The 22,182-nt window shown below is 67.5% G+C and carries 23 protein-coding genes; 14 read left to right on the forward strand and 9 right to left on the reverse strand.

What is annotated here, in order from left to right:
* The first annotated feature begins 94 nt into the window (after window positions 1-94).
* Window positions 95-1,228, forward strand: a complete 1,134-nt coding sequence (locus A5733_RS17750) for a 1,4-beta-xylanase (protein WP_076241061.1) — start codon at window positions 95-97, stop codon at window positions 1,226-1,228.
* Window positions 1,229-1,280: 52 nt separating this feature from the next.
* Complete coding sequence (locus A5733_RS17755) at window positions 1,281-1,742, forward strand: hypothetical protein (RefSeq protein ID WP_076241062.1); 462 nt, start codon at window positions 1,281-1,283, stop codon at window positions 1,740-1,742.
* A gap of 99 nt (window positions 1,743-1,841) precedes the next feature.
* Here the strand turns inward: A5733_RS17755 and A5733_RS17760 are convergent, their stop codons facing one another.
* On the reverse strand, window positions 1,842-2,873 hold the full coding sequence (locus tag A5733_RS17760; protein ID WP_076241063.1) for an alpha/beta fold hydrolase: 1,032 nt from the start codon (window positions 2,871-2,873) through the stop codon (window positions 1,842-1,844).
* An 84-nt stretch (window positions 2,874-2,957) separates the two neighbouring features.
* Between A5733_RS17760 and A5733_RS17765 the strand changes: the two genes are divergently transcribed.
* A complete protein-coding gene (locus tag A5733_RS17765) occupies window positions 2,958-3,848 on the forward strand; it encodes a LysR family transcriptional regulator (protein ID WP_076241064.1) in 891 nt (296 codons plus the stop codon).
* Here A5733_RS17765 and A5733_RS17770 read toward each other — a convergent pair.
* Together A5733_RS17770 and A5733_RS17775 are read right to left on the reverse strand one after the other, a co-directional pair.
* Window positions 3,845-4,198: a VOC family protein gene (locus A5733_RS17770; protein WP_029109183.1), complete on the reverse strand. Its 354-nt coding sequence runs from the start codon at window positions 4,196-4,198 to the stop codon at window positions 3,845-3,847. The genes A5733_RS17765 and A5733_RS17770 overlap by 4 nt on opposite strands.
* 43 nt (window positions 4,199-4,241) lie before the next feature.
* Window positions 4,242-5,162 (reverse strand): TIGR03619 family F420-dependent LLM class oxidoreductase, encoded by a 921-nt coding sequence (locus tag A5733_RS17775; RefSeq protein WP_076241065.1) that lies wholly within the window; start codon window positions 5,160-5,162, stop codon window positions 4,242-4,244.
* A 111-nt stretch (window positions 5,163-5,273) separates the two neighbouring features.
* On the opposite strand from A5733_RS17775, the gene A5733_RS17780 reads away from it, so the two are divergent.
* Window positions 5,274-6,053 (forward strand): SDR family NAD(P)-dependent oxidoreductase, encoded by a 780-nt coding sequence (locus A5733_RS17780; protein ID WP_076241066.1) that lies wholly within the window; start codon window positions 5,274-5,276, stop codon window positions 6,051-6,053.
* Here the strand turns inward: A5733_RS17780 and A5733_RS17785 are convergent.
* Genes A5733_RS17785 through A5733_RS17800 form a run of 4 tightly spaced genes read right to left on the reverse strand, consistent with a single transcriptional unit; the run spans window position 6,018 to window position 12,577 of the window.
* Window positions 6,018-6,647 (reverse strand): TetR/AcrR family transcriptional regulator, encoded by a 630-nt coding sequence (locus tag A5733_RS17785; RefSeq protein ID WP_076241067.1) that lies wholly within the window; start codon window positions 6,645-6,647, stop codon window positions 6,018-6,020. The genes A5733_RS17780 and A5733_RS17785 overlap by 36 nt on opposite strands.
* Before the next feature lie 8 nt (window positions 6,648-6,655).
* Window positions 6,656-7,864 (reverse strand): FAD-dependent oxidoreductase, encoded by a 1,209-nt coding sequence (locus A5733_RS17790; protein ID WP_076241068.1) that lies wholly within the window; start codon window positions 7,862-7,864, stop codon window positions 6,656-6,658.
* Entirely contained in the window at window positions 7,857-10,022 is a 2,166-nt protein-coding gene (helR, locus tag A5733_RS17795; protein ID WP_142254056.1) for an RNA polymerase recycling motor ATPase HelR, read from the reverse strand. The genes A5733_RS17790 and helR overlap by 8 nt, the downstream gene beginning before the upstream one ends.
* 20 nt (window positions 10,023-10,042) lie before the next feature.
* Window positions 10,043-12,577: an RNA helicase gene (locus tag A5733_RS17800; RefSeq protein WP_076241070.1), complete on the reverse strand. Its 2,535-nt coding sequence runs from the start codon at window positions 12,575-12,577 to the stop codon at window positions 10,043-10,045.
* A gap of 154 nt (window positions 12,578-12,731) precedes the next feature.
* On the opposite strand from A5733_RS17800, the gene A5733_RS17805 reads away from it, so the two are divergent.
* Window positions 12,732-13,586 (forward strand): adenylate/guanylate cyclase domain-containing protein, encoded by an 855-nt coding sequence (locus A5733_RS17805; protein ID WP_198938850.1) that lies wholly within the window; start codon window positions 12,732-12,734, stop codon window positions 13,584-13,586.
* Here the strand turns inward: A5733_RS17805 and A5733_RS17810 are convergent.
* On the reverse strand, window positions 13,540-14,232 hold the full coding sequence (locus A5733_RS17810) for a cutinase family protein (protein WP_142254057.1): 693 nt from the start codon (window positions 14,230-14,232) through the stop codon (window positions 13,540-13,542). The genes A5733_RS17805 and A5733_RS17810 overlap by 47 nt on opposite strands.
* Window positions 14,233-14,304: 72 nt before the next feature.
* On the opposite strand from A5733_RS17810, the gene A5733_RS17815 reads away from it, so the two are divergent.
* Together A5733_RS17815 and A5733_RS17820 are read left to right on the forward strand one after the other, a co-directional pair.
* Window positions 14,305-14,691, forward strand: a complete 387-nt coding sequence (locus A5733_RS17815) for a nuclear transport factor 2 family protein (RefSeq protein WP_076241071.1) — start codon at window positions 14,305-14,307, stop codon at window positions 14,689-14,691.
* 13 nt (window positions 14,692-14,704) lie between these two features.
* Complete coding sequence (locus A5733_RS17820; RefSeq protein WP_076241072.1) at window positions 14,705-15,424, forward strand: CoA pyrophosphatase; 720 nt, start codon at window positions 14,705-14,707, stop codon at window positions 15,422-15,424.
* A gap of 2 nt (window positions 15,425-15,426) precedes the next feature.
* On the opposite strand, the gene A5733_RS17825 is transcribed toward A5733_RS17820, so the two are convergent.
* Window positions 15,427-15,867, reverse strand: coding sequence for a flavin reductase family protein (locus A5733_RS17825; RefSeq protein ID WP_076241101.1), 441 nt, complete (start codon window positions 15,865-15,867; stop codon window positions 15,427-15,429).
* 153 nt (window positions 15,868-16,020) lie between these two features.
* Between A5733_RS17825 and A5733_RS17830 the strand changes: the two genes are divergently transcribed.
* The 7 genes from A5733_RS17830 to A5733_RS17860 all read left to right on the forward strand — a co-directional run bounded on the left by A5733_RS17830 (window position 16,021) and on the right by A5733_RS17860 (window position 22,178).
* On the forward strand, window positions 16,021-17,202 hold the full coding sequence (locus A5733_RS17830) for a zinc-dependent alcohol dehydrogenase (RefSeq protein WP_076241073.1): 1,182 nt from the start codon (window positions 16,021-16,023) through the stop codon (window positions 17,200-17,202).
* Window positions 17,203-17,289: 87 nt separating this feature from the next.
* On the forward strand, window positions 17,290-18,291 hold the full coding sequence (locus A5733_RS17835) for a MoxR family ATPase (protein ID WP_076241074.1): 1,002 nt from the start codon (window positions 17,290-17,292) through the stop codon (window positions 18,289-18,291).
* Window positions 18,292-18,298: 7 nt separating this feature from the next.
* A complete protein-coding gene (locus A5733_RS17840; protein WP_067777147.1) occupies window positions 18,299-19,165 on the forward strand; it encodes a DUF58 domain-containing protein in 867 nt (288 codons plus the stop codon).
* Window positions 19,155-19,628: a hypothetical protein gene (locus A5733_RS17845; protein WP_076241075.1), complete on the forward strand. Its 474-nt coding sequence runs from the start codon at window positions 19,155-19,157 to the stop codon at window positions 19,626-19,628. Before A5733_RS17840 ends, A5733_RS17845 begins: the two co-directional genes overlap by 11 nt.
* Window positions 19,619-20,569 (forward strand): hypothetical protein, encoded by a 951-nt coding sequence (locus A5733_RS17850; RefSeq protein ID WP_076241076.1) that lies wholly within the window; start codon window positions 19,619-19,621, stop codon window positions 20,567-20,569. Before A5733_RS17845 ends, A5733_RS17850 begins: the two co-directional genes overlap by 10 nt.
* The gene (locus A5733_RS17855) at window positions 20,566-21,492 is read left to right on the forward strand and encodes a VWA domain-containing protein (RefSeq protein WP_076241102.1); all 927 of its coding nucleotides are present in this window, start codon (window positions 20,566-20,568) and stop codon (window positions 21,490-21,492) included. The genes A5733_RS17850 and A5733_RS17855 overlap by 4 nt, the downstream gene beginning before the upstream one ends.
* Window positions 21,489-22,178, forward strand: coding sequence for a hypothetical protein (locus A5733_RS17860; RefSeq protein WP_076241077.1), 690 nt, complete (start codon window positions 21,489-21,491; stop codon window positions 22,176-22,178). The genes A5733_RS17855 and A5733_RS17860 overlap by 4 nt, the downstream gene beginning before the upstream one ends.
* The last annotated feature ends 4 nt before the right edge of the window (window positions 22,179-22,182 follow it).

Here is a 22,182-nt window from a genome sequence, read left to right on the forward strand (position 1 = left end):
AACGCGAACCTGACCGTTGACGCAACGAAAATACAAGGAACACAGCTTGATTGGGCATTACAGCCAGCACGCCAGACAACCTCTCGGGGGCCGGATGGCCCGGCGGAGCGCCTTCAAAGTCTCGCTGCTCATGACCGCAGCAGCGGCGTTGAGCCGGGTGCCGCAGGCCGACGCGCGGGCCGGGCGGTGGTCGCCGGAGCGGGCGCACCGGTGGTACCGGGAGCAGGGCTGGCTGGTCGGTGCCAATTTCATCCCGTCCAATGCTGTGAATCAACTGGAGATGTTCCAGCGGGCGACCTATGACCCCCAGCGCATCGACAACGAGTTGCGTATTGCAAGACTGGCCGGACTCAACACCGTGCGGGTCTTCCTGCACGACCAGCTGTGGGCGCAGGACCACGTCGGTTTTCAGAACCGGTTGTCCCAGTTCGTCGCGCTGGCATCCAGCCATGGCATCAAGCCGCTGTTCGTGCTGTTCGACTCCTGTTGGGACCCGTTTCCCCGGCTGGGGCGCCAGCGTCGGCCCCGCCCGGGCATCCACAACTCGGTGTGGGTGCAGAGCCCCGGTGCGCAGAACCTGGACAATCGCCGCTATCGGCGTGTCCTGCGCGACTACGTCATCGGCGTGATCAGCCAGTTCCGGCGCGATGACCGGGTGCTGGGCTGGGACCTGTGGAACGAGCCGGACAACCCGGCGGCCAACTATCACGAGGTGGAGCGGCAGGACAAGATCGCGCTGGTCGAGGGGTTACTGCCCCAGGTGTTCGGCTGGGCCCGCCTGGTCGATCCGATCCAGCCGTTGACCAGCGGGGTGTGGGACGGACCGTGGGCCGACCCGGCCAAGCGCAGCCGGATGGCGACGCTGCAGCTCGACCTGTCGGATGTGCTGACGTTCCACAGCTACGACCATCCGGCCGGATTCGAGGCCCGGATCGGCGAGCTCGCGCCGCTGGGGCGTCCGATCATGTGCACCGAGTACCTGGCTCGAGGTGAGGGCAGCACGATCGAGGGTGTGCTGCCGATCGCCAAACGGCACAACGTCGGCGCCTACACCTGGGGTCTGGTGGCCGGTAAGACCCAGACGTACCTGCCGTGGGATTCGTGGGACCGCCCGTACCGGACGCCGCCGCGCGTCTGGTTTCACGACCTGTTCCACGGCGACGGCCGGCCGTACCGGGAAGGGGAGATCCGCACGATCCGGGAATTGACCGGGCGTCCGTACCCGTGATTCATTCAATTGCCGGGGCTTCCTCGGTATCGGCCTATGACGGGGTCCCCAGATGATCGGCAAGAAACGCATTGCGCTGGTTGTGTGGCTGCTGGGTGCCGTGTTGTTGGCGGCGTGTTCAACGTCGCACGACGCTACCAAGGACAGAGGACTAGGTATGCAGGCCTCCGCTGAGACCGCCACAGAATTCGGCGACGTGAATCTCCCACCGACGGCCGAGGTGTTGGCCGTTGACACCGATGCGAGTCGTGACACACGCTACCGCTTGGCATTCCGCACCAGCACTGCGGAATTACCGAGATTTCTATCCCAATTCGGCCACCGGCCGCAGGCCTCGAAGATCCCACGAAGGATGCGGGTGATCGGAGGGCCGGAGCTCTCCGAGGCGCCGAATCCGCTATATGCCCAGGACCGAGTCACCAACAAAGAGGGTCAGTCGGTGACCCGCGAGGTCATCGTCGACGAGCGGGCGACCGATAAGGTGTACGTCCACCTGTCGATGTACACCACCTGAGCTGTTATGACGGCTGTGTAGGTTTTCGGCGTGAGGATAGCGGGGGGGCCCGAGAACCTACACAGTCGTCACAGTGCCGCAGAAGCACGTGCCCGGAGATCAGCGCCCGCCCATCCGGCTGACGTCGGCGATGGCGGCGGCGAACTGCTCTGGCGCCTCCTGTGGCACGTTGTGCCCGATGCCGTCGAAGATGCGGTGTTCGTAGGGGCCGGTGTACAGCGCGCGATAGCCGGCACCATCCTTGGCGGCGCCGTCGAAGTCCGACCCGATCGTGATCGTGGGCACGGTGACGGGTGGTTTGGCGGCCAGCCGCGTCTCGTCAGCGTCGAAGCGGGCCTCACCGGGAGCCAGGCTCAGCCGCCACCGGTAGTTGTGCACCACGATGTCGACGTGATCGGGGTTGTCGAAGGCCGCTGCCGACAGGTTGTAGGTAGCGTCGTCGAAATGCCATAGCGGCGAGGCCTTCTGCCAGATCAGCCGGTTGAACTCTGCCGTGTTCTGCCGGTAGCCGAGTTCGCCGCGCGGGGTGGCGAAGTAGTACTGGTACCACCAACCCAACTCGGCCTGCGGCAGCAGCGGCTGGAGGTTGGCGGCGAGGTTGACGGTGATGTAGCCGCTGACCGCGACCAGACCGGCGCACCGCTGTGGCCACAGTGCGGCGACGTTGTTGGCGGTGCGCCCGCCCCAGTCGTATCCGCCGAGCACGGCCTGGCCGATGTCGAGGGCATCCATCAGCGCAATCACGTCGTGCGCCTGTGCCGCCTGCTGACCGTTTCGCACGGTGTCGGCCGAACGGAACCGGGTCGAGCCGAACCCGCGCAGATAGGGGACGATCACCCGGAAGCCCCGGGCGGCCAGCAGTGCCGAGACGTCGGCATAACTGTGGATGTCGTAGGGCCAGCCGTGCAACAGGATCACCGGTTGTCCGTCGGCAGGGCCGGCGTCGGTGTAGCCGACATCGAGTTCGCCGGCATCGATCTGCTTGACGGGGTTCATGGTGTGCGACGGCTTGGCGGGTGGTCCGGACGGCGACGTCGGTGTCGGGGCGCCGCCACAGGCCGCCAGTGTCGCCGCCCCAGCGGCGGCTGCCGTCAGGAAGCCGAAATGCCTTCTACTCAACGCTGTCACCATCGGTCCATTTCACGCTGCGGGTACACATCAAGTCCAACGATTGGATCCGATGAGTCTCATCCACCAAATCGATAGGTTCTAGCCATGGAGTTACGTCAGCTTGAACACTTCATCGCGGTGGCCGGTGAGATGAGTTTCACCCGTGGCGCCGAGCGGGCACACGTGGTGCAGTCGGCATTGTCGTCGTCGATCGCGAAGCTGGAGCGTGAGCTCGGGGTGGCGTTGTTCGACAGGTCGCGGCAACGGATCAGCCTCACCGCGGCAGGTGAGGCCTTCCGGCCGCACGCCCACGAGGTGTTGCACGCGGCCCGCGCCGCGACCGAATCCACCGGCAATTTTCGCGGAGCTCTCATGGGCACCGTCGAATTCGGGTCGCTGATCTCCTACGGGCCGGTCGATGTCGCCCGCGCGCTCGGTGACTTTCACCGTGCCCACCCGTTCGTGCGGTTGCGCTTGCGGCTGAGCCAGTCCGGCGCGTCGGCCTACCTGTCGGCGCTGCTGGAAGGCTCGCTGGATCTGGCGCTGGTGTCACTGCCGAACCGTTTTCCCGCCGGGCTCGACATGACGTTGTTGTTCGAGGAGAAGATGGTGTTCGTCTGCCGCGACGATCATCCGCTCTCTCGGCGACGTCGTCTCGATCTGGCGGATCTGGCCGACGAGGATCTCGTCGGGTTCCCACCCGAGTTCGGTCTGCGGGGTCTGATGGACGACGCTTTTCACCGGGCCGGGGTGGCCCCCAAAACGCAGTACGAGGTGCCGGCCGGGTTCGCCGTGATCGCCGAACTCGTCGGCAATGGCCTGGGCACGGCGTTCATGCCGGCCTCGGAGGCACGGCGGTTCGGCGATCTACGGACAGTCGCCCTGCGTGACCCGGCGACGTGGCAGGTCTACCTGGCCGCACCGCCGGCCGAGCGGATGACCCCGGCTGCGGCCCGGTTGGCCGAAACTCTGCTCGAGGCGGCGCCCGCCGGTTAGCGAGCCAGCGGGCTGTAGAACACCAGGCCGTTGCCCTTGTTGTCGTAGACCACCGCGCGACGTTCATGGGCATCGTCGTAGGGATGCTTGATGATTCCGCCGCCGCTGGCCTCGATGGCCTTGGCCGCACCGTCCACGTCGGCGGTCTTGATCCCGACGACGACCTGGCCCGGGATCGGATGGTCGACGGAGGTGGCCAGCGCCAGGGTCAGAGATCCGCCGTCGAGCGCGGCGAAGTGGGCACCGTCGCGGAACTTCAGTGGCATGCCCAGGGTTTCGCTGTAGAACCGGATGGATTCGTCGAGGTCGTCGGTCGACAGGATGATCATGCGGACGTCGTGATCGCTCATCGGATTTCCTCCTCGTGGTGAACCTTCTCAGGGTAGGGGGCGGCTAGGGCACTTTGGGTTTGATCTCCTCGATCACCCATTGGGCATAGTCGAGGTACTCGTCGACACCGCGGACTGCCGGCAGCGGCACCGCGCTGACGGTGACGCCCTGCTCGGCGAGCCAGCACAACCGGTCGACGAGCTCCTGGGCACTCATCCCGGACCGGGCATCGGGATCCTCACGGACGGTATGGCCTTCACCGACGCGCCGGGTCGCCATACCGTGCACGACGTCGAAGGGCCGGCCGTCGTAACCCGGTGCCGACTTGATGAATTCGACGCGCTCGGCCAGCTGCTCGGGCGGGGTGAGGAAAGACCACCATCCACTGGCGTACTTGGCCGCCCGTTTCAGGGCAGCGTCGGCGTCACCGCCGATCCACACCGGAAGGTGCGGCTTCTGAATCGGTTTGGGTTCGAAGGCGATGTCGTCGAACGACACGTAGCGGCCCTCAAACCGGGGATTGTCACTGGTCCACAGCTCGACGATCGCGGCCAGGTACTCGTCGGCCATGCGGCCGCGCTCCTGGAAGGGCACGCCCAGTAACTCGAATTCCCGTTGCAGCCAACCGACTCCGAAGGTGACCATCATTCGGCCACTGCTCATCCAGTCGGCCGTCGCCAACGCCTTGGCCAGGACGATCGGGTGCTGCAAGGGCAGGACCGTGATGCACGAGTTGAGCCGGATGGAGGTGGTAGCTCCGGCGAGGTACGCCTGAGCGACGGTGGATTGCAGATAGTGGGGTCCGGACAGTTCGACGTGGTCGCGCGGGATCACGAAATGTTCGGGCACGGCGATCATGTCGTAGCCCAGTTCGTCGGCCCGTTTGGCCATGCGGGTCTGGTCGGCGCCGGTGACGTCGGCCTCCCACGGCTGCATCATCGCCTTGAGTCGCAGCATGTGGGGCAAGTTGAAGATGAATTTCACTCGGGCTCCGTTCGATGCTGTGCGGGTCAGCCGTGCCAGACTCTACATATATAGAGAAATGGTGCGGTACGTTGTCTCAAACCCACCGAAATACAGGAGACCTGGCCGACGATGACGCTGCAATTCGATCTCTCACCTCGCCGGGTGCTGATCACCGGGGCCGGCCAGGGAGTCGGCCGCGGGTTGGCCGAGGCATTCGGTGCCGCCGGCGCCACGGTGCTGATCAACGACCTGCGCGGGGACCGCGCCGAGGAGGTTGCCGCCGAGTTGCGGGCCGCCGGCGGTGAAGCGGTCGCCGTGCCGTTCGACGTCACCGACTATGAGGCCGCTACGCAGGCAATTACCGGGGCCGGGCCGGTCGACATCCTGGTCAACAACGCGGGTAACGCCGGGGCCGAGGGCTTCGCCGCGCGGATGCCGTTCGCCGAAAGCGCTCCGAGCGACTGGGATCCGTTCCTGCGGGTGAATCTCTATGGCGTGCTGCACTGCACGCGTGCGGTGCTGCCGGGGATGGTCGAGCGCCAGTGGGGCCGGGTGGTGACGATCGTCTCCGACGCCGGACGGACCGGGGATGCCAGCGGCGCGGTATATGCGGCGGCTAAGGCCGGCGCCGCCGGTCTGACCCGCTCGATCGCCCTGGAGAACGGGCGCTACGGCATCACCGCCAACAACATTGCCCTGGGCACCATGCGTACCCCGCTGACCGAACCGCTGTGGGCCGAGATGGCCGATTCTCCTCAGGCGAAGGCCATCCTGTCGCGCTACCCGATCCGCAGGCCCGGTCTGCCCGAAGATGTCGCCTATCTGGCGGTGCTGCTGGCCAGCGACCATGGCTCGTGGATCACCGGGCAGACGCTACCGGTCAACGGCGGCTACTCCTTCGCGATGTGACGCGGCAGGCACTGACGCGACGATCGAGGTGATGATGGCCTGCAGTTGTTCGGCGGAGTTGATGGTCCGGTCTCCTCGGGCCAGGGCCAGCATCAGCCCGCTGATGAAAGTCAGCAGCGCATAAGCTTTTTCGTCGACGAGGTGTGGATCGGTGTCGGCCGGGCAGAGAGCGGCCACCACGTCACGGTGCAGCTCGAAGAACCGCCGTTGGTTGTGGCTGAAGGCCTCGGCCAAGGCGGCGTCACGGCTGGCCGGCATGACCAGTTCGTAACGGGCCTTGCTGCGGACCAGACGCTGCCCGACGCCGGATTGGACGACCAACCGGGCCAGGCCGGCCGCCGGCGACTCGCCGTGGCGCCGTGTTCGGGTTGCCGCGGTGAGGTCGGCCAGATCGAGGTCGGCGATTCGGTTGGCCACCGCACGCACCAGCGCCGCACTGGTCCGGAAGTAGAACGACGTGGTTCCGTCTGGCATCCCGGTCTTGCGGTCCACCTTCAGATGTGTGACGCCTTTGATCCCCTCACGGGCGAGCAGAGTGATTGCCGCGTCGCATAATTCGCGTCGGCGTTGCTCCGGATTCTGTTTGCCACCCACGCCGGTACCTACCGTCGGGCCGGTCCGGCGACGTGCTCTGGACGCACCCCGGTGCCCACCAGGTAGGCCGGGATCGTCGTGAGTTGGGGGAACCGGCGCACGATCGTCAGGAACAGCCCGGGCGGGACGATCTCGCCACCGGCCATCACCGGCTGCAACACCTGACGATGCAGGATGCGTTGGAACCCTTGGGTGATGACGGTCGGAAGCAGACGTTGCCGCTGCACGGCCGCCAGGTCCGACTCGGTGACCCGGTGTTCGCGCAGCGGCTCGTACAGCAGGCGCGCGGCCGCGGCGGCATCCTGGATGGCGACGTTGATGCCGACGCCGCCGACCGGCGACATGGCATGGGCGGCATCGCCGATGCACAGTAGGCCGTCGCGATGCCACCGCGACAGGCGGTTGAGTCGGACGTCGAGGTGCTTGACGTCGTCGAAGGACGAGACGGCGTGCGGGTCGGCTTCGGGGATCAGTTGGGCCAACTCGGCCCGGAACGCGTCGAGGCCCCGGGACCGCAGTTCGGCGTCGCTGCCTTTCGGGATCAGGTATGCCACTTGGAAATACCCGGTGCGAGGAATCATGATCAGCGCCCGCCCGGGAGCGGTGCGCGGGATCAGCGAGTACTGACCGTCCTCGGTGCGTGGCACCCGGAACCACCACACGTCGAAGGGCACCGGATAGTCCCGGGGCGTCAATCCGGCCTCGCGCCTGGCCAGCGACCAACGTCCGTCGCAGGCCACGGTGAGGTCGGCGGTCAACTCACCGTCGCCGTCGGGGCCGGTGTAGCGCACACCGGTGATCCGCTCGCCGTCCCGCAGCAGGCCGGTCATCTCGGTCTGCATGCGCAGGGTGAAGTTGGGTTCCTCCCGACCGGCGTCGGCCAACAGATCCAGAAAGTCCCACTGCGGCACCATCGCCACGTAGGGGTGGGGTTGGCGTAACCGTCGGAAGTCGATGAGGGTCACCGGCGCCCGGCCGCCGACCGCAAATTCGGCCTTCTCCACCTTGCTGTAGCCGATCTTGCTGAACTCGTCGAACAGCCCCAGCTCGTCGAGCATCCGCATGGTGCTCGGATGCACTGTGTCGCCGCGGAAGTCGCGCAGGAAGTCGGCGTGTTTCTCCAGCACCGTGACCGTGACCCCGCACCGGGCCAGGATGAGCCCCAGCATCATCCCCGCGGGCCCGCCGCCGATGATCGCGCAGGTGGTGTCAGGCATCGACGAGTCCGTTCAGCGCAGCGGGCAACGGTTCGGTGTGCAGCACGCCGAGGCGCTGGGTGGCGCGGGTCAGCGCGACGTAGAGTTCGGCCGCCCCCCGGTCTCCGTCGGCCAGGATGCGGGCGGGTTCCACCACGAGCACCGCGTCGAACTCCAGACCCTTGGTGTCCGACGGGGCCACCGCTCCGGGCACCTCGGGCGGCCCGATCACCACGCAGGTACCTTCACGGGTGGCCTCGTCGCGCACGAATTCCTCGACAGCCGCCGGTATCTCGGCTGTTGTCAGCTTTCGCGACCACGGCTGCACGCCGGCGGCCCGCACCGATTCCGGCGGGGTAACCCCGGGGGCGAACTCGGCCAGCAGCGCACCGGCCACCGACATGATCTCGGCCGGCGTGCGGTAGTTCACCGACAGCGTCCGGTAGATCCACCGGCCCGGCACGTACGGCTCCAGCATGTCGCCCCACGAGCGGGCACCGGCCGCCGAGCGACGCTGGGCCAGGTCACCGACGATCGTGAAGGACCGGCGCGGGCAACGACGCATCAGCACCCGCCAGTCCATCTCGGACAGTTCCTGGGCTTCGTCGACCACCACATGACCGTAGGTCCAGTCTCGGTCGGCCGCAGCACGTTCGGCGAGTTCGCGGGTATCGCGTTCGGCGAACCGGTCGGCCAGGTCCTCGGCATCGATCAGGTCGCTGGCCAACAGGTGGTCCTCGTCGTCCATGAGATCTTCACGGGCGATCATCAGGTCGAGCACCCCGGCGGCGTAGGCGGCCTCTTCACGCCGCTCACGTTCGGCGGCTTCCTCACCGGCCTTGTCCCGGCCCAGCAGGTCCACCAGCTCGTCGAGCAGGGGCACGTCCGAGATGGTCCAGGCGTCGCCGTCGGCACGGAACAGCCGGGGGTCGGCGCCGGCCGCGGACAACCGTTCGGGCGACGAGTACAGCGGGGCGAGCAGGGTCTGTGGGGTCAGCACGGGCCACAACCGGTCCAGGGCCGCGGCGAACGCCGCATTCTCGTCGAGCTCGCTGACCACGCTGGCCCGCAGTTCTTCCCAGGCCGCCTTGTCCGCGCGGGTCAACCAGCCTTTGCCGATGCGTGCCACCGCGCGTTCGGTGAGGACGTAGGTGACGATGTCGCGGAAGGTGGGACGGGCTTCGTTGTGCGGCAGCCCGGTTTCGCGGGCCTCCTCGATGGCCCACTGCGCGGTTTCGGCGTCGATGCGCACGGTGACATCGGGCAGGTCGATGTAGATCGGCTCGTCGGGGACCTCCTGGCGGTCGGCCACCGCGGCGGCCAGCACGTCGAGGATTTTCAGTGAGCCCTTGATCTCGGCCACCTCGGGTGCGTCCTCGGCGGTCACGTGCAGGCCGGCCACCAGGTCGCCGGGCGTCATGAACACGGCATCGGATTCCCCCAGCGAGGGCAGCACCCGGCCGATGTGGGTCAGGAATGCCTCGTTGGGACCGACCACGAGTACGCCGTGGCGTTCGATCCGCTCCCGGTGCGTATAGAGCAGATAGGCCACCCGGTGCAGCGCCACCACGGTCTTGCCGGTACCCGGGCCGCCCTCGACCACCAGCACCCCGGTGTGCTCATTGCGGATGATCTCGTCCTGCTCGGCCTGGATCGTGGCGACGATGTCGCGCATGCCCGCACCGCGTGGGGCGTTGACCGCGGCCAGCAGTGCGGCATCGCCGTGATCGCCCTCGTGGGGGCGGCCCAGCACCTCGTCGGTGAAGTCGAGTACGCGTCGCCCGAGGGTGCGGAACTGGCGGCGCTTGCGCATGTTTTCGGGGTGGGCGCCGGTCGCGGTGTAGAACGGCCGGGCCAATGGTGCGCGCCAATCCAGCAGCAGTGGCTCGAAGTCGTTGTCGCGGTCGAAGATCCCTAGTCGACCGACGTAAAGGCGTTCCCCGTCAACGGTTTCCAGCCGACCGAAACACAGACCGTTGTCGGCCACGTCGAGCCGGTTGGCCTCCTTGGCCAACGCCCGCACCTCGGCGTCGCGTTCCACCGCGGACCCGCCGTGCTCGCGCAGCGCGGTGCGGTAGCGGTCGCGCACCCGGATGCGTTCGGCGTCCAGGCGGGTGTAGAGCCCGTCGACATAGCTCTGTTCGGACTGCACTTCGACGTCGTGATCGTCAGCTGGCACGTGCTCCACGGTTCCTTTGTTCATCCCATCCGCCCGGCGTCGACGATACGCAGCACCGCAGCACCTTCCTCGTCGCTGGCGGCGAGGTCCACTTCCACGTCGAAGCCCCAATCGTGATCTCCGGCAGGATCATCGAGGATTTGTCGAACTCGCCACACCTGCGGCTGCCGGTCGAAGATCAGCAACGCCGGCCCACGCGCGTCCGCTCCCGTGCCCACCTCGGCGTGTTCGTCGAAATACTCCTCACCGATTTCGGCCCACCGATCGGCGGTCCAACCTGACGCGGCATCCAGCGCGCCGAGCTCGTCCCAGCGGGCCCGGGCGAACAGCTCCACCCGGCGGAACAACGCGTTGCGCACCATCGCGGTGAATGCCCGCTCGTTGCCTGTCAGCGGGCGCGGCCGGGCCGGCATGGCCACCGGAACATCGTGCGGTTGATCGGGGCTGGTGAGCTGTTCCCATTCGTCGAGCAGGCTGGAGTCCACCTGGCGTACCAATTCGCCGAGCCATTCGACGATGTCGGCCAGCTCCTCGGTGCGGGCTGTGGCGGGCACACCGGAGCGCAGCGCCTTGAACGCATCCGACAGGTAGCGCAGCACGGCGCCCTCGGAGCGGGTCAGCCCGTAGACGCTGATGTATTCGCGGAACGTCATTGCCCGTTCCCACATCTCACGCACCACCGACTTGGGGGACAGGTGCCCGTCGGCGGCCCACGGGTTGCTGCGCTGATACACCTCGTAGGTGTGCTCGAGCAGTTCTTGCAGCGGTTTGGGGTAGGTGACCTCGTCGAGCAGCTCGATGCGTTCGTCGTACTCGATGCCGTCGGCCTTCATCTGAGCCACGGCCTCGCCGCGCGCCTTGTTCAGCTGCGCGGCCAGGATCTGGCGCGGGTCCTCCAGGGTCGCCTCGATCACCGAAACCACGTCCAGCGCATAGCTTTCGGACTTGGGATCCAGCACGTCGACCGCGGCCAGCGCGAAGGTGGACAGCGGTTGGTTGAGCGCGAAATCGTCCGGCAGGTCGACGGTCAGCCGGTACCGGCGCCCATCGGGTTCGGGGGTGTCGAGGTGCTCGATCACTCCGGCCTGCAGCAGCGAGCGGGCGATGCCGACGGCCTCGCGGATGTGTTTCAACTGGCGCTTGCGTGGCTCGTGGTTGTCGGTCAGCAGGCGGCGCATCGCCTCGAACGGGTCACCGGGACGGTCCACGACGTCGAGGATCATCGCGGTCGACACCCGCATGTTGCTGGTCAAGGCCTCCGGCGCGGCGTCCATCAACCGGTTCATGGTGTTCTCGCCCCACGGCACCATGCCTTCGGGTGCCTTGCGGCGCACCAGCTTTCGACGTTTCTTCGGATCGTCGGCAACCTTGGCGAACTGCTTGAGGTTCTCCACCTCGTGGTCGGGCGCCTGCACCACGACGGTGCCCGCGGTGTCGTAGCCGGCCCGCCCGGCCCGGCCGGCGATCTGATGGAACTCGCGGGCATTGAGCAACCGCATCCGGGTGCCGTCGTATTTGGACAGCGCCGAGAACACCACGGTGCGGATCGGCACGTTGATGCCCACCCCGAGGGTGTCGGTGCCGCAGATCACCTTGAGCAGCCCGGCCTGCGCCAGTTGTTCAACCAGCCGCCGGTACTTGGGCAGCATGCCGGCGTGGTGGACCCCGATGCCGTGCCGCACCAGGCGCGACAGCGTGGTCCCGAAGCTGGTCGAAAACCGGAAGCCGCCGATCATCTCGGCGATCGCCGCCTTCTCCTCCTTTGTGCAGACGTTGACGCTCATCAGCGCCTGCGCCCGTTCCAGCGCCGAGGCCTGGGTGAAGTGCACGACGTAGATCGGCGCCTGCTTGGTCTCCAGCAGGTCGGCGATGGTCTCGTGCATCGGCGTGGTGGCATACGAGAAGAACAGTGGGACCGGCCTTTCGGCGCCCGCGACCAGGGCCGTCTCGCGCCCGGTGCGCCGGGTCAGATCCTTGCGCAGGAACGTCACGTCGCCCAGCGTCGCCGACATCAGTAGGAACTGCGCCTTGGGCAGTTCCAGCAGCGGCACCTGCCATGCCCAGCCGCGGTCCTGGTCACCGTAGAAGTGGAACTCGTCCATCACCACCAGGCCGATGTCGGCATCGGCACCTTCACGCAGCGCCAGGTTCGCCAGGATTTCGGCGGTACACGCGATGATCGGCGCATCGGCGTTGACCGACGCGTCGCCGGTGAGCATGCCGACGTTGGCCGCGCCGAACACGTCGCACAGCGCGAAGAACTTCTCGCTCACCAGCGCCTTGATCGGGGCGGTGTAGAAGCTGACGCGGTCCGTGGCGAGCGCCGCGTAGATCGCCCCGGTGGCCACCAGCGACTTGCCCGACCCCGTCGGCGTCGCGAGGATCACGTTCGCTCCGCTGACCAGTTCGATCAGCGCTTCCTCCTGCGCCGGGTACAGCGTGGTGCCGTTGGCCTCGGCCCAGGCGGCGAAGTCGGTGAACAGCGCGTCGGCGTCGTCGCCCTTGGCTTGCAGTGCCGACAGGTCGTTCGGATCGTCGAGCAGGGGAGTGGTCATATTGATGACCAGCGTGCCAGCTCACCCCTGCCGACGATCGTCCCGGTCGCCGCCGTTACCCGAACTGCCCCGGCTCGTAGTCGCCGTAGCGCCGTGGCTACCCCCTCAAGACACCGCGGCTCGACGAAATGTGACAGCCGGAGATAATCGGCGGATGCCGACGACGCTTGAGTCCGTCCTGCTGGTGGTTGTCGTCGCGCTGTTCGCGGCGTTCGTCACGTTCCTGGTGCTGTTCCTCGTGAGCCGGCGGCAACTGACGAACGCCCGCCGGGAGATCGAGCGGATGCAGGCCGAGGACGAGGACCGCAAGCGCAGGCGACGACGGGGCGTGGCCCCGATGGCGATCAAGACCGTCTTCCAGACCGCGGACATGCTGATCAACAAGGGGCTGGGCGCGACGGTGCGCAACTCGATCGAGGATCTGGCCGGCTGGGCCCAGGTGGAGCGTCCGGATCTGGCCCGGCTGACCGCCGACGGACGCGTCGTCATCGTGTTCTCCGACATCGAGGGGTCGACGCAGAGCAATGCCGCGATGGGTGACCGGGCCTGGGTGAAGCTGTTGGAGAAGCACAACAAGCTCGTGCAGTCCCGCGTCGACAAGCACGGTGGCCACGTCGTCAAGACCCAGGGCGACGGATTCATGATCGCGTTCGCCGATCCGGAGAACGCGGTGCGGTTCGCCACCGACGTGCAGTGTGCGCTCGCCGAGAATCCGCAGCGGTGGCAGGCGATCCGGGTGCGGATCGGGGTGCACATGGGCACGTCCGTGCGCCGCGGCGACGACCTGTTCGGGCTCGACGTCGCGATGGCGGCCCGCGTCGCCGGTCAGGCCGGCGGCGGCGAGATCCTGGTCAGCGAGCCGGTCGCGGAGACGGTCAAGCATCTCGACGACCTTCAACTAGGTGCTCCGCGCGAAGTGGAACTGAAGGGTCTGCCGGGAAGCCATCGGCTCTATCCCGTCGTCAGCGCCGCGCAGCGGGCGCTGGAGCCGGCTGGACATGACGCGTGACCCATTGCGCAGCCAGCTTGATCAGGCCCGATTTCGGATAGGTGATGTGCGCGTTCCAATCCCGGCCGAGCGAGCAGATCGGGTCGTTGGTGTTGCACAAATCCGCGGTCTTGGCGCCGAAGTCCGGGCTCATGCGGGTCAGCGGCTGACCGAGCCGCGCCGACGGGTTCCCGAAGACGACGACGGAGGCGACGCGCGGGACGACGGCGGCAGGTAGCGGGGCGGTGTAGCCCAGGCCGGCGATCGGTGAGGTGGCCACCACGTCGACGACCGCCGCGCCCTGCGAGTAGCCACCCATCACGATCTTGGTCTTGGGACAACGCGCCGCGGTGGCCTGGACCCGCTTGCTCATGTCGGTGGCTCCGGCGGCGGCCTTCATGAAATCCCAGGATGCGGGGTACTGCACCGCATACGTGCCCACCGTCGACCCTTTGACCATGGGGCGCAGCGTGTCGACGAATGCCTTGCCGACGTTGCCGATGCCTGCCGGTTCGTCGGTGCCGCGGGCGAAGACGACCTCGATGTCAGGGCAGTCCGGCGCGGCCGAGGCTTGGGGCGTCGTGAACGGTGCCGAGAGGGTGCCCAGCGCGGCAGCCGCAGTCACCGCTGCGAGGCCGGCCAGGGCCGGTACCGTACGGACACCCACGAACCACTTCTACCACTCTTTTCACAGCAATGCCCAGGCGTACCGGCCCCGTACAGCGGGTATTGCACTGCAATGGCCAGTCCACTAGTCGATGAACTCCTGCACATCGAACGGGCCGGGTGGGATGCGCTGTGCGAGTCCAGCGGCGCCGACTTCTACGGCGCGCTGATGCTCCCCGACGCCGTCATGGTCCTGGCCAACGGCATGGTGATGGACCGCAACACCGTGGTCAGCGCCTTGGCCGAATCGCCGCCGTGGCGTGCCTACGAGATCAGCGGTGTGCATGTGATCGCCCTCGACGACGACAACGCCGTGCTGGTCTATGTCGGCACGGCATACCGCGACGAGGATGAGCCCGCATTCGTCGGCGCGATGTCCAGCGTCTACCACCGCGTCGACGGGTCCTGGAGGCTCGCGCTGTATCAGCAGACCCGCAAACCGGATCAACGGGCCGGCTGAATATGGTCGAGCAGTGACGATCGCCTACGACGACGCGCTGCGGGACCGGATCGGGACGCATCTGGCAGGGCACCGGCGCCGCTCGGTCACCGATCCGACGAAACGTCACGCCGCCGTGGCGGTGGTCCTCGTGGACTCCGAGGTCGGAGAGGACCGGGTGGACCCGGCACCGGTCGACGAGTGGATCGACGGTCGGCCGATGCCGGAGCCCGGCCTGGACGGCCGCATGGTCGACGTATCCGGTGGAGCCGCTTTCCTGTTGTGCCGCAGGACCTCTCGACTTTCGTCGCATGCTGCGCAGTGGGCGTTGCCCGGTGGCCGGCTGGATCCGGGCGAAAACGCCGTCGAGGCCGCGCTGCGGGAACTCGACGAGGAGGTCGGCGTCAGCCTGCCCGACTCGGCGGTGTTGGGCCTGCTCGACGACTACCCGACCCGCTCGGGATATGTCATCACGCCGGTGGTGATCTGGGGTGGCGGTCGCCTGGAGCTGCGGCCTTCACCCGATGAGGTGGTGGCGGCTTACCGGGTGGGCCTGCACCAGCTGCAACGTGAGGACTCGCCCCGGTTCATCACCATCCCCGAAAGCCCCCGCCCCGTCGTGCAGATTCCGTTGGGCAACGATCTGATCCATGCGCCCACCGGCGCGGTGTTGCTGCAGTTGCGATGGCTGGCTCTGGAGGGTCGGCCCGATCCGGTCGACGAACTCGAGCAGCCGGTCTTCGCCTGGCGCTGATTTCAGGCCTCGTGCCCGGGCTCGAAGTCGGTCACATCGGACAGTTGGATCCACGGCTGCGGGTCGTCAGGGGCCTGTCCCGCAACGGGTTTCAACAGATACCCGATGTGGTCGCCGAGGTCGAACCGGTCCAGGACCTGCCCGACGAACCAGGCCGGTGCGGCATCGAGGATCGGCGTGTCGGCCGGGCCGGAATGCCAACGGCACCGGGCGAATTTGTCGACCTCGTCACCGGTCTCTTCGCCGAACAACCGCGCCAGGTCCAGGTCGTCACGGGCCAGCAGGTGCACACCGAGATGGTCGGCTGAGGCCGCGACGGCCAGCGTGTGGTTCTGCTTCGACAAGCCCACCAAGAATCGGGGCGGGTCGATGCTCGACTGCGTGGTGAACCCGACCAGGCAACCGGCGCGCCGATCCTCGGTCTGCACGGTCACGATGAACATCGGGTAGTCCAGGAGTCCGGCGAACCTGTCGAAACCGTCCCAGATCGAGATCACCGGACCATTCTCCTCACCCTCGACGACCTGGCACCGGTTTGGTGCCGATCTGCCGGGGTAGCCACCACCGAGTCACTTCAAACTGAGGGGAGCACAGCTGTGAAAGCCGTTACCTGGCACGGTCGGCGGGACGTGCGGGTTGACACCGTGCCCGACCCGAAGATCGAAGAGCCCACCGACGCGATCATCGAGGTGACCTCGACCAACATCTGTGGCTCGGATCTGCATCTGTACGAGGTGCTCGGCGCCTTCATGCATCAGGGTGACATCCTGGGCCACGAACCGATGGGCATCGTGCGTGAGGTCGGCTCCAGCGTCGGAAATCTGTCGGTGGGGGATCGGGTGGTGATCCCGTTCCAGATCTCGTGCGGGCACTGCTTCATGTGCGATCAGCAGCTCTACACCCAGTGCGAGACGACCCAGGTGCGAGATCAAGGGATGGGAGCGGCCCTGTTCGGTTACTCCGAGCTCTACGGTCAGATCCCCGGCGGCCAGGCGCAATACCTGCGGGTGCCGCAGGCCCAGTTCACCCATATCAAGGTGCCGGAGGGGCCGCCCGACTCCCGGTACGTCTATCTGTCGGATGTGCTGCCCACCGCGTGGCAGGCCGTCGCCTATGCCGCGATTCCCGACGGCGGCTCGGTGACCGTGCTCGGGCTCGGGCCCATCGGTGACATGGCGGCCCGCGTCGCCCAGCACCTTGGCTACCGTGTCATTGCCGTGGACCGGATCCGGGAACGGCTGGGCCGCGCCGAAGCTCGCGGCATCACCACGATCGACCTCAGCTCGTTGGACGAGCCGGTGGGTGACGCGGTGCGATCCATGACCGACGGCCGCGGTACGGATTCGGTGATCGACGCGGTCGGCATGGAGGCCCACGGTTCGCCGGTGGCCTCGACCCTGCAGAAGATGACCGCCATGATGCCCGACGTGATCGCCAAGCCCATGATGCAGACCGCCGGTGTGGATCGGCTCGAGGCGTTCTACTCGGCGATCGACATCGTGCGCCGCGGCGGCACCATCTCGCTGATCGGCGTCTACGGCGGCATGGCCGACCCACTGCCCATGCTCACCTTGTTCGACAAGCAGATTCAGCTGCGCATGGGGCAGGCCAACGTGAAGAAGTGGGTCGACGACATCCTCCCGCTGCTCGGCGATGACGATCCTTTGGGCGTCGACGATTTCGCTACCCACATCCTGCCGCTCGACGAGGCGCCGCACGGCTACGAGATCTTCCAGAAGAAGCGGGACGGCGCCGTCAAGATCATCCTCACGCCGTGAGCGGGCGGGCACGCGCCGAGTGAGATCGGCAAAGTCTGGGTACATCGTCTTGGTCTGGGAAGGGGGACGACCGACCGGAGAGGATTCATGACCGCACCGCGATTGCAGGCCGACCAGCGTGATGCCGCCGAAGCTCAACGCATCGTGGAAGCGGTGACCTCGGCATTCTCCACCCGCGTGGTGGGCCAGGACCATCTGCGCGAATCGATGTTGGTGGCGCTGCTGGCCGGCGGGCACCTGCTGATCGAGAGCGTCCCCGGGCTGGCGAAGACCACCGCGGCCCGAGTGGTGGCCGAGTCGATCGATGGCACCTTCCGCCGGATCCAGTGCACGCCCGACCTGTTGCCCAGCGACATCATCGGCACCCAGATCTACGAGGCCGAACACAATTCGTTTGTCACGCAGTTGGGTCCGGTCCACGCCAACATCGTGCTGCTCGACGAGATCAACCGCTCCAGCGCCAAGACCCAGAGCGCGATGCTGGAGGCCATGGAGGAACGCCAGACCACGATTGCAGGCGTCGAATATCCCATCCCTGAACCGTTTCTCGTGATCGCCACGCAGAATCCCGTCGATCAGGAAGGGACCTATCCGCTCTCGGAGGCCCAGACCGATCGGTTCATGCTCAAGGAGATCGTGGGCTACCCCTCGGTCGAGGACGAAGTCGAGATCGCCGCCCGGATGGATGCCGGTCTCTACGATCGCGGTCACCGCGCCGCTCCCGTCGTCACCATTGACGACATTCGTCGCGCCCAGGACATCGTGCGGTCGGTGTATCTCGATCGGGCCCTCGTCGAGTACGCCAGCCGACTGGTCGGCGTCACCCGCGAACCGGGGCAATACCTTCCGGCGAACCTGGCGCGGGTGATCGAGTACGGGGCCAGCCCGCGAGCCACCCTCGCGTTCTGCCGGACGGCCCGGGCCCTGGCGGTGCTGCGTGGCCGCGACCATGTGGTGCCCGACGACATCGCCCGGTTGGCCCATCGTGTGCTGCGCCACCGCCTGATCCTCGGTTTCGAAGCGGCCACCGCCAGGATCACCCCAGACGTCGTCGTCGATGCGGTGTTGCGTGCGGTCCAGGTCCCCTGAGGCCGCGATGGGCAAGTATCTCGACTCGGCCAAGGCGTACATCGGTCGCGACGCCGCGGGGTTGCTCGAGGGCGGCCGCTACGCCCTGGTGCACACTCGCAGCCTGGAATTCGACGAGCTGCGCCCCTACGTTCCGGGCGACGATGTCCGTGACATCGACTGGAAGGCCACCGCCCGGTCCGGGCATACCCTGATCAAACGGTTCGTCTCCGAAAAGCACCACAAGGTACTGGTGGTCGCCGACGCCGGACGCAACAGCTGCGCACTGGCGCCCTCAGGTGAACTGAAAAGGACCGTGGCGCTGCACACCATCGGCGCGATCGGATTGATGACCCTGCCGCGCTCCGACGAGATCGCGATGGTGCTCGGGGACCGGCGAGGCAACGTCGACATCCGGCTGCGCCGCGGGGAAACTCACATCGAACGCATGCTGCACCGGTACCACGACCACGCCACCGACCATCCCGGTCCCAGCGACATCCGGGTACAGCTCGAATGGGTCGCCAGCCACTACCGGCACCGACTGCTGATCTTCGTGGTGTCCGACGAACCCGAGGTCGACGAGCGGCTGGCCGACGTGCTGGGTTCCCTCACCGCCCGCCACGACGTGCTGTGGGCATTGGTCGGCGACATGCCCGCGGTGGGCGCGCCGTCCGATGGCGCACGCGGCTACGAGATCGCCGATGGCCGGCCGATCCTGACCGGCCTGGATGCCGACGTGGTCGAGGCCTATCGCCGCGCAGAAACCCAACGGCGCGAACGGCTTTCCGAGCTTCTCACCACCCACCGGGTACCGCACGCCCGGATTCCCGGCAGCATGCGCATCCGGGCGGCGTTGACCGCCATGACCGGGGTGTACGCACGTGCCGGATGACTTGCTGCGTTACGTGATCGGGCCGACGCCCTACTCGTCGGTGTGGCTGTGGATCGCGATCGGTCTGATCCTCGTGCTGTGCGCCTGGTACGGCGCCGTCTTCGTGTTGACTGCGCCCGGGCGCGCGGTAGGAGACCTTCCCCTCATCGGCGCGGCCCGGGCCGAGTACCTGCGCCGCCGGTCGGCCCGGGCGGTGCGCACCATCGGAAACCGTTACCGCTCAGGTGATCTGAGCGCCGGGGCGGCAGGTGCCGCGCTCAGCCGGGAACTGCGGGCATTCGTCCAGGGCGCCACCGGAGTGCAGGCCCGCTACCTTCAGGTCGACGCCATTGCGGACAGCGACGCCGCACCGGCTGCCCCGATCCTCGCCCAACTCACCGATATTCAGTTCAACCACCGCTCCACGCTGGATGCCGGGACGGTCAGCGATCAGGCCGAGGAGTTGATCCGCGGATGGACCTGATCTGGTGGGTGGTGGCGATCGCCGGGTGTCTGGCCCTGGCCGGGTGCGTGGGTGCGGCCCTGTGGCTGAAGGAATCAGACCCCGACGATCTCAGACCGCTGGCCAACACCCGACGTCTGACCCGGTTGCCCGAGTACGTGCGGGCCGCGCGACGACGCATGGTGTCGGCCGTCGTGGCGATCGTCATGTTGACGGTCGCGTTCGCGGCGGCCGTCCTCGTGGCGGCCCGCCCCACCGGACTTCCGTCGTGGGCCCGTAGCACCGCGGTGGCGGCACCGGAGGACATCATGGTCTGCGTCGGCGGACCCGCGACCGACCCCGCGGTCAACGCGACATTGCAGTACTTCGCCGAACGGATCCCCTCGTTCGGCACCGCCCGGATCGGGTTGACCTCGGCGAACCGACGGGTGCTTCCGCTCACCCGCGACTACCACTACGCGGCAGGCCAATTCGCCGCGGTCGCCCGCGGCGATGGTGCCGATCCACTGGTCACCCCGGTCGCCTATGTCGACTACTCCGCGAATGTGACGGACGTGTTGGCCTTGTGCCTGACCGGCTTCCCGAATTTTGAAGAGGCCTCGGCGCAACGCCGTTCGTTGATCTACGTGGGTCCGGAGACCCTGCCCGGCAAGTCCACGCCGCTGTTCACCGCGGACAGGTTGCGCGACCTGGCGGTCAATGCCGGCATCCAGGTCAACGCCATCACCCCGGGGACCGGGGAGGGTGCCGTGGCAGCCTTGGCGCGCAGCACCGGCGGACGGTGGTACGGACCCGCGGACGTCGAGGCACATCTGACCGAGATCCGTGACCATCCGCCGCAGGCTGCTCCGAACGGTGACAGCGCGGCGATGAAATCCGTGGAGACGCCGGGGATCCCGGTGTTGGCCGCACTGCTGGCGTTGGCGGTGCTGTGGTGGTGGCCGGCGGTGATGCGACGATGAGTTTCGAGCCGGTCCTGCCGCCGCTGCTGCTTGCGGCGCTCGCGGTGGTGCTCGTCGTGGCGCGGGCCGTGACGTTCCCACAGGTACGGGCACAGGCCGACGGTTGGCCTGCGGTGTGGCGCTGGTCGGCGCTGACCGCCGCCGGGCTGTTGCTCCTCGTGGCCGGTCTCGGTCCGGTGGTCGGCGGAGCCCGCGACACCGTGCCCCGGCCCGCGGGTGACCGGGACCCGAGCATCTTCGTGATCCTCGACCGGTCGCCGGAGATGACGCAGCCCGGCCCCGACGGACGCTCGGCGATGTCGGTCGCGCGCGCGGACATCGTCGCCCTGATCGACCGCTATCCGGATGCCCGTTTCGCGCTGATCGGGTTCACCGACCGGCCGAGTGTGGTGTGGCCGCTGTCGGCCGATACGTGGAGTTTGCGCCCGGTGCTCTCGGCCGTGGAGGCGTATCCGGCGAGACCGGACGCCCCGGATGCCAATGTCGGCGCCGCCGCCAGCGTGCTGCGCTACCAGTTGATCAGCGCTGCGGCGCAGTTCCCGCGGGCGCAGAACCTGGTCTTCTATCTGGGTTCCGGTGCGCCGGAATCCCAATCCCCGCAACGAGAATTCCAGTTGCCCGAGGGCAGTGTGGACGGCGGGGCGGTGCTGGGATACGGCACCGCCGGGGCGCCGGCGCTGCGCGGGGTGGCCGACCAGATCGGGGTGCCGTACGTGTCGCGTGACGTCGGCACGCCGTTGGATGTCGCGCTGCCCGACGATGCCGCACCGGAGCAGGCGCCTGAGACAGCCCGGGATCGCGCCGGCGTGGAGTTGTACTGGGTCTTCGCCGCAGCGGCGGGGCTGCTGATCCTGGTCGAGCTTTATCTCGTGCTGCGGGAGTTCCGTCGCACGCAGTCGATCGACGTGGGGCCGCGGTCATGAACCCGTTGCGGCGCAGGTTGCTGCTGTACTCCGCCCCGGTGGTGCTGGTATTGGTCATCGTGATCGTCAAGCTGTTGTCTGTGGTGGTGATCGGCCATTCGGCGGTGTCGAGTTTCGCCGATCGTGACACCGACGCCCTGGCACGCGAAGTGTCCAGGCTGCAGGTGCTCAATGTCGTCGAGCCCGGCAAGGCGGACTCGGCCGCGGGTGCGCTCGCGGTCCTCGAAGACCGGCTCGCCGACGCCGACCGTCACTTCAGCGCGGCCCTGGACGCCCTCGGTGCCGATGAATCCTGTTCGGCCAGGGTGAATCTCGAACTCGTGCGGGAAACGCTCGGTGATCGTGCCGCCGCGGTGTTCGACCTCCAGACGGCGGTGGCCCACTATCTCGGTGCGCGAGAAGTGGTGGAGCGGGCCGAAGCGGGGTGCTTCGCCGGCAACACCGACCCCGACCCGGATCGCCGCGTGGTGCGCGAGCAGGCCCTGGACCGGTTGAACGGCAAGATCGATGCGGCGAGCGTCGCACCGCCGCCGGTGACACCACCGCCCCCCGCGGCACCGGCACCCGCTCCGCCACCGGGATCGGCGGGGGCGGCCGACCCACGGTCACCGAACCGCCTGGATCCCACCACCGGTGACCCGCTGGACCGGCTGCAACAGATCCTGCGTGACGCGGCCACCGGCTAGATTC

The organism is Mycobacterium sp. NS-7484, from assembly GCF_001953975.1.
Classification (GTDB): Bacteria; Actinomycetota; Actinomycetes; order Mycobacteriales; family Mycobacteriaceae; genus Mycobacterium.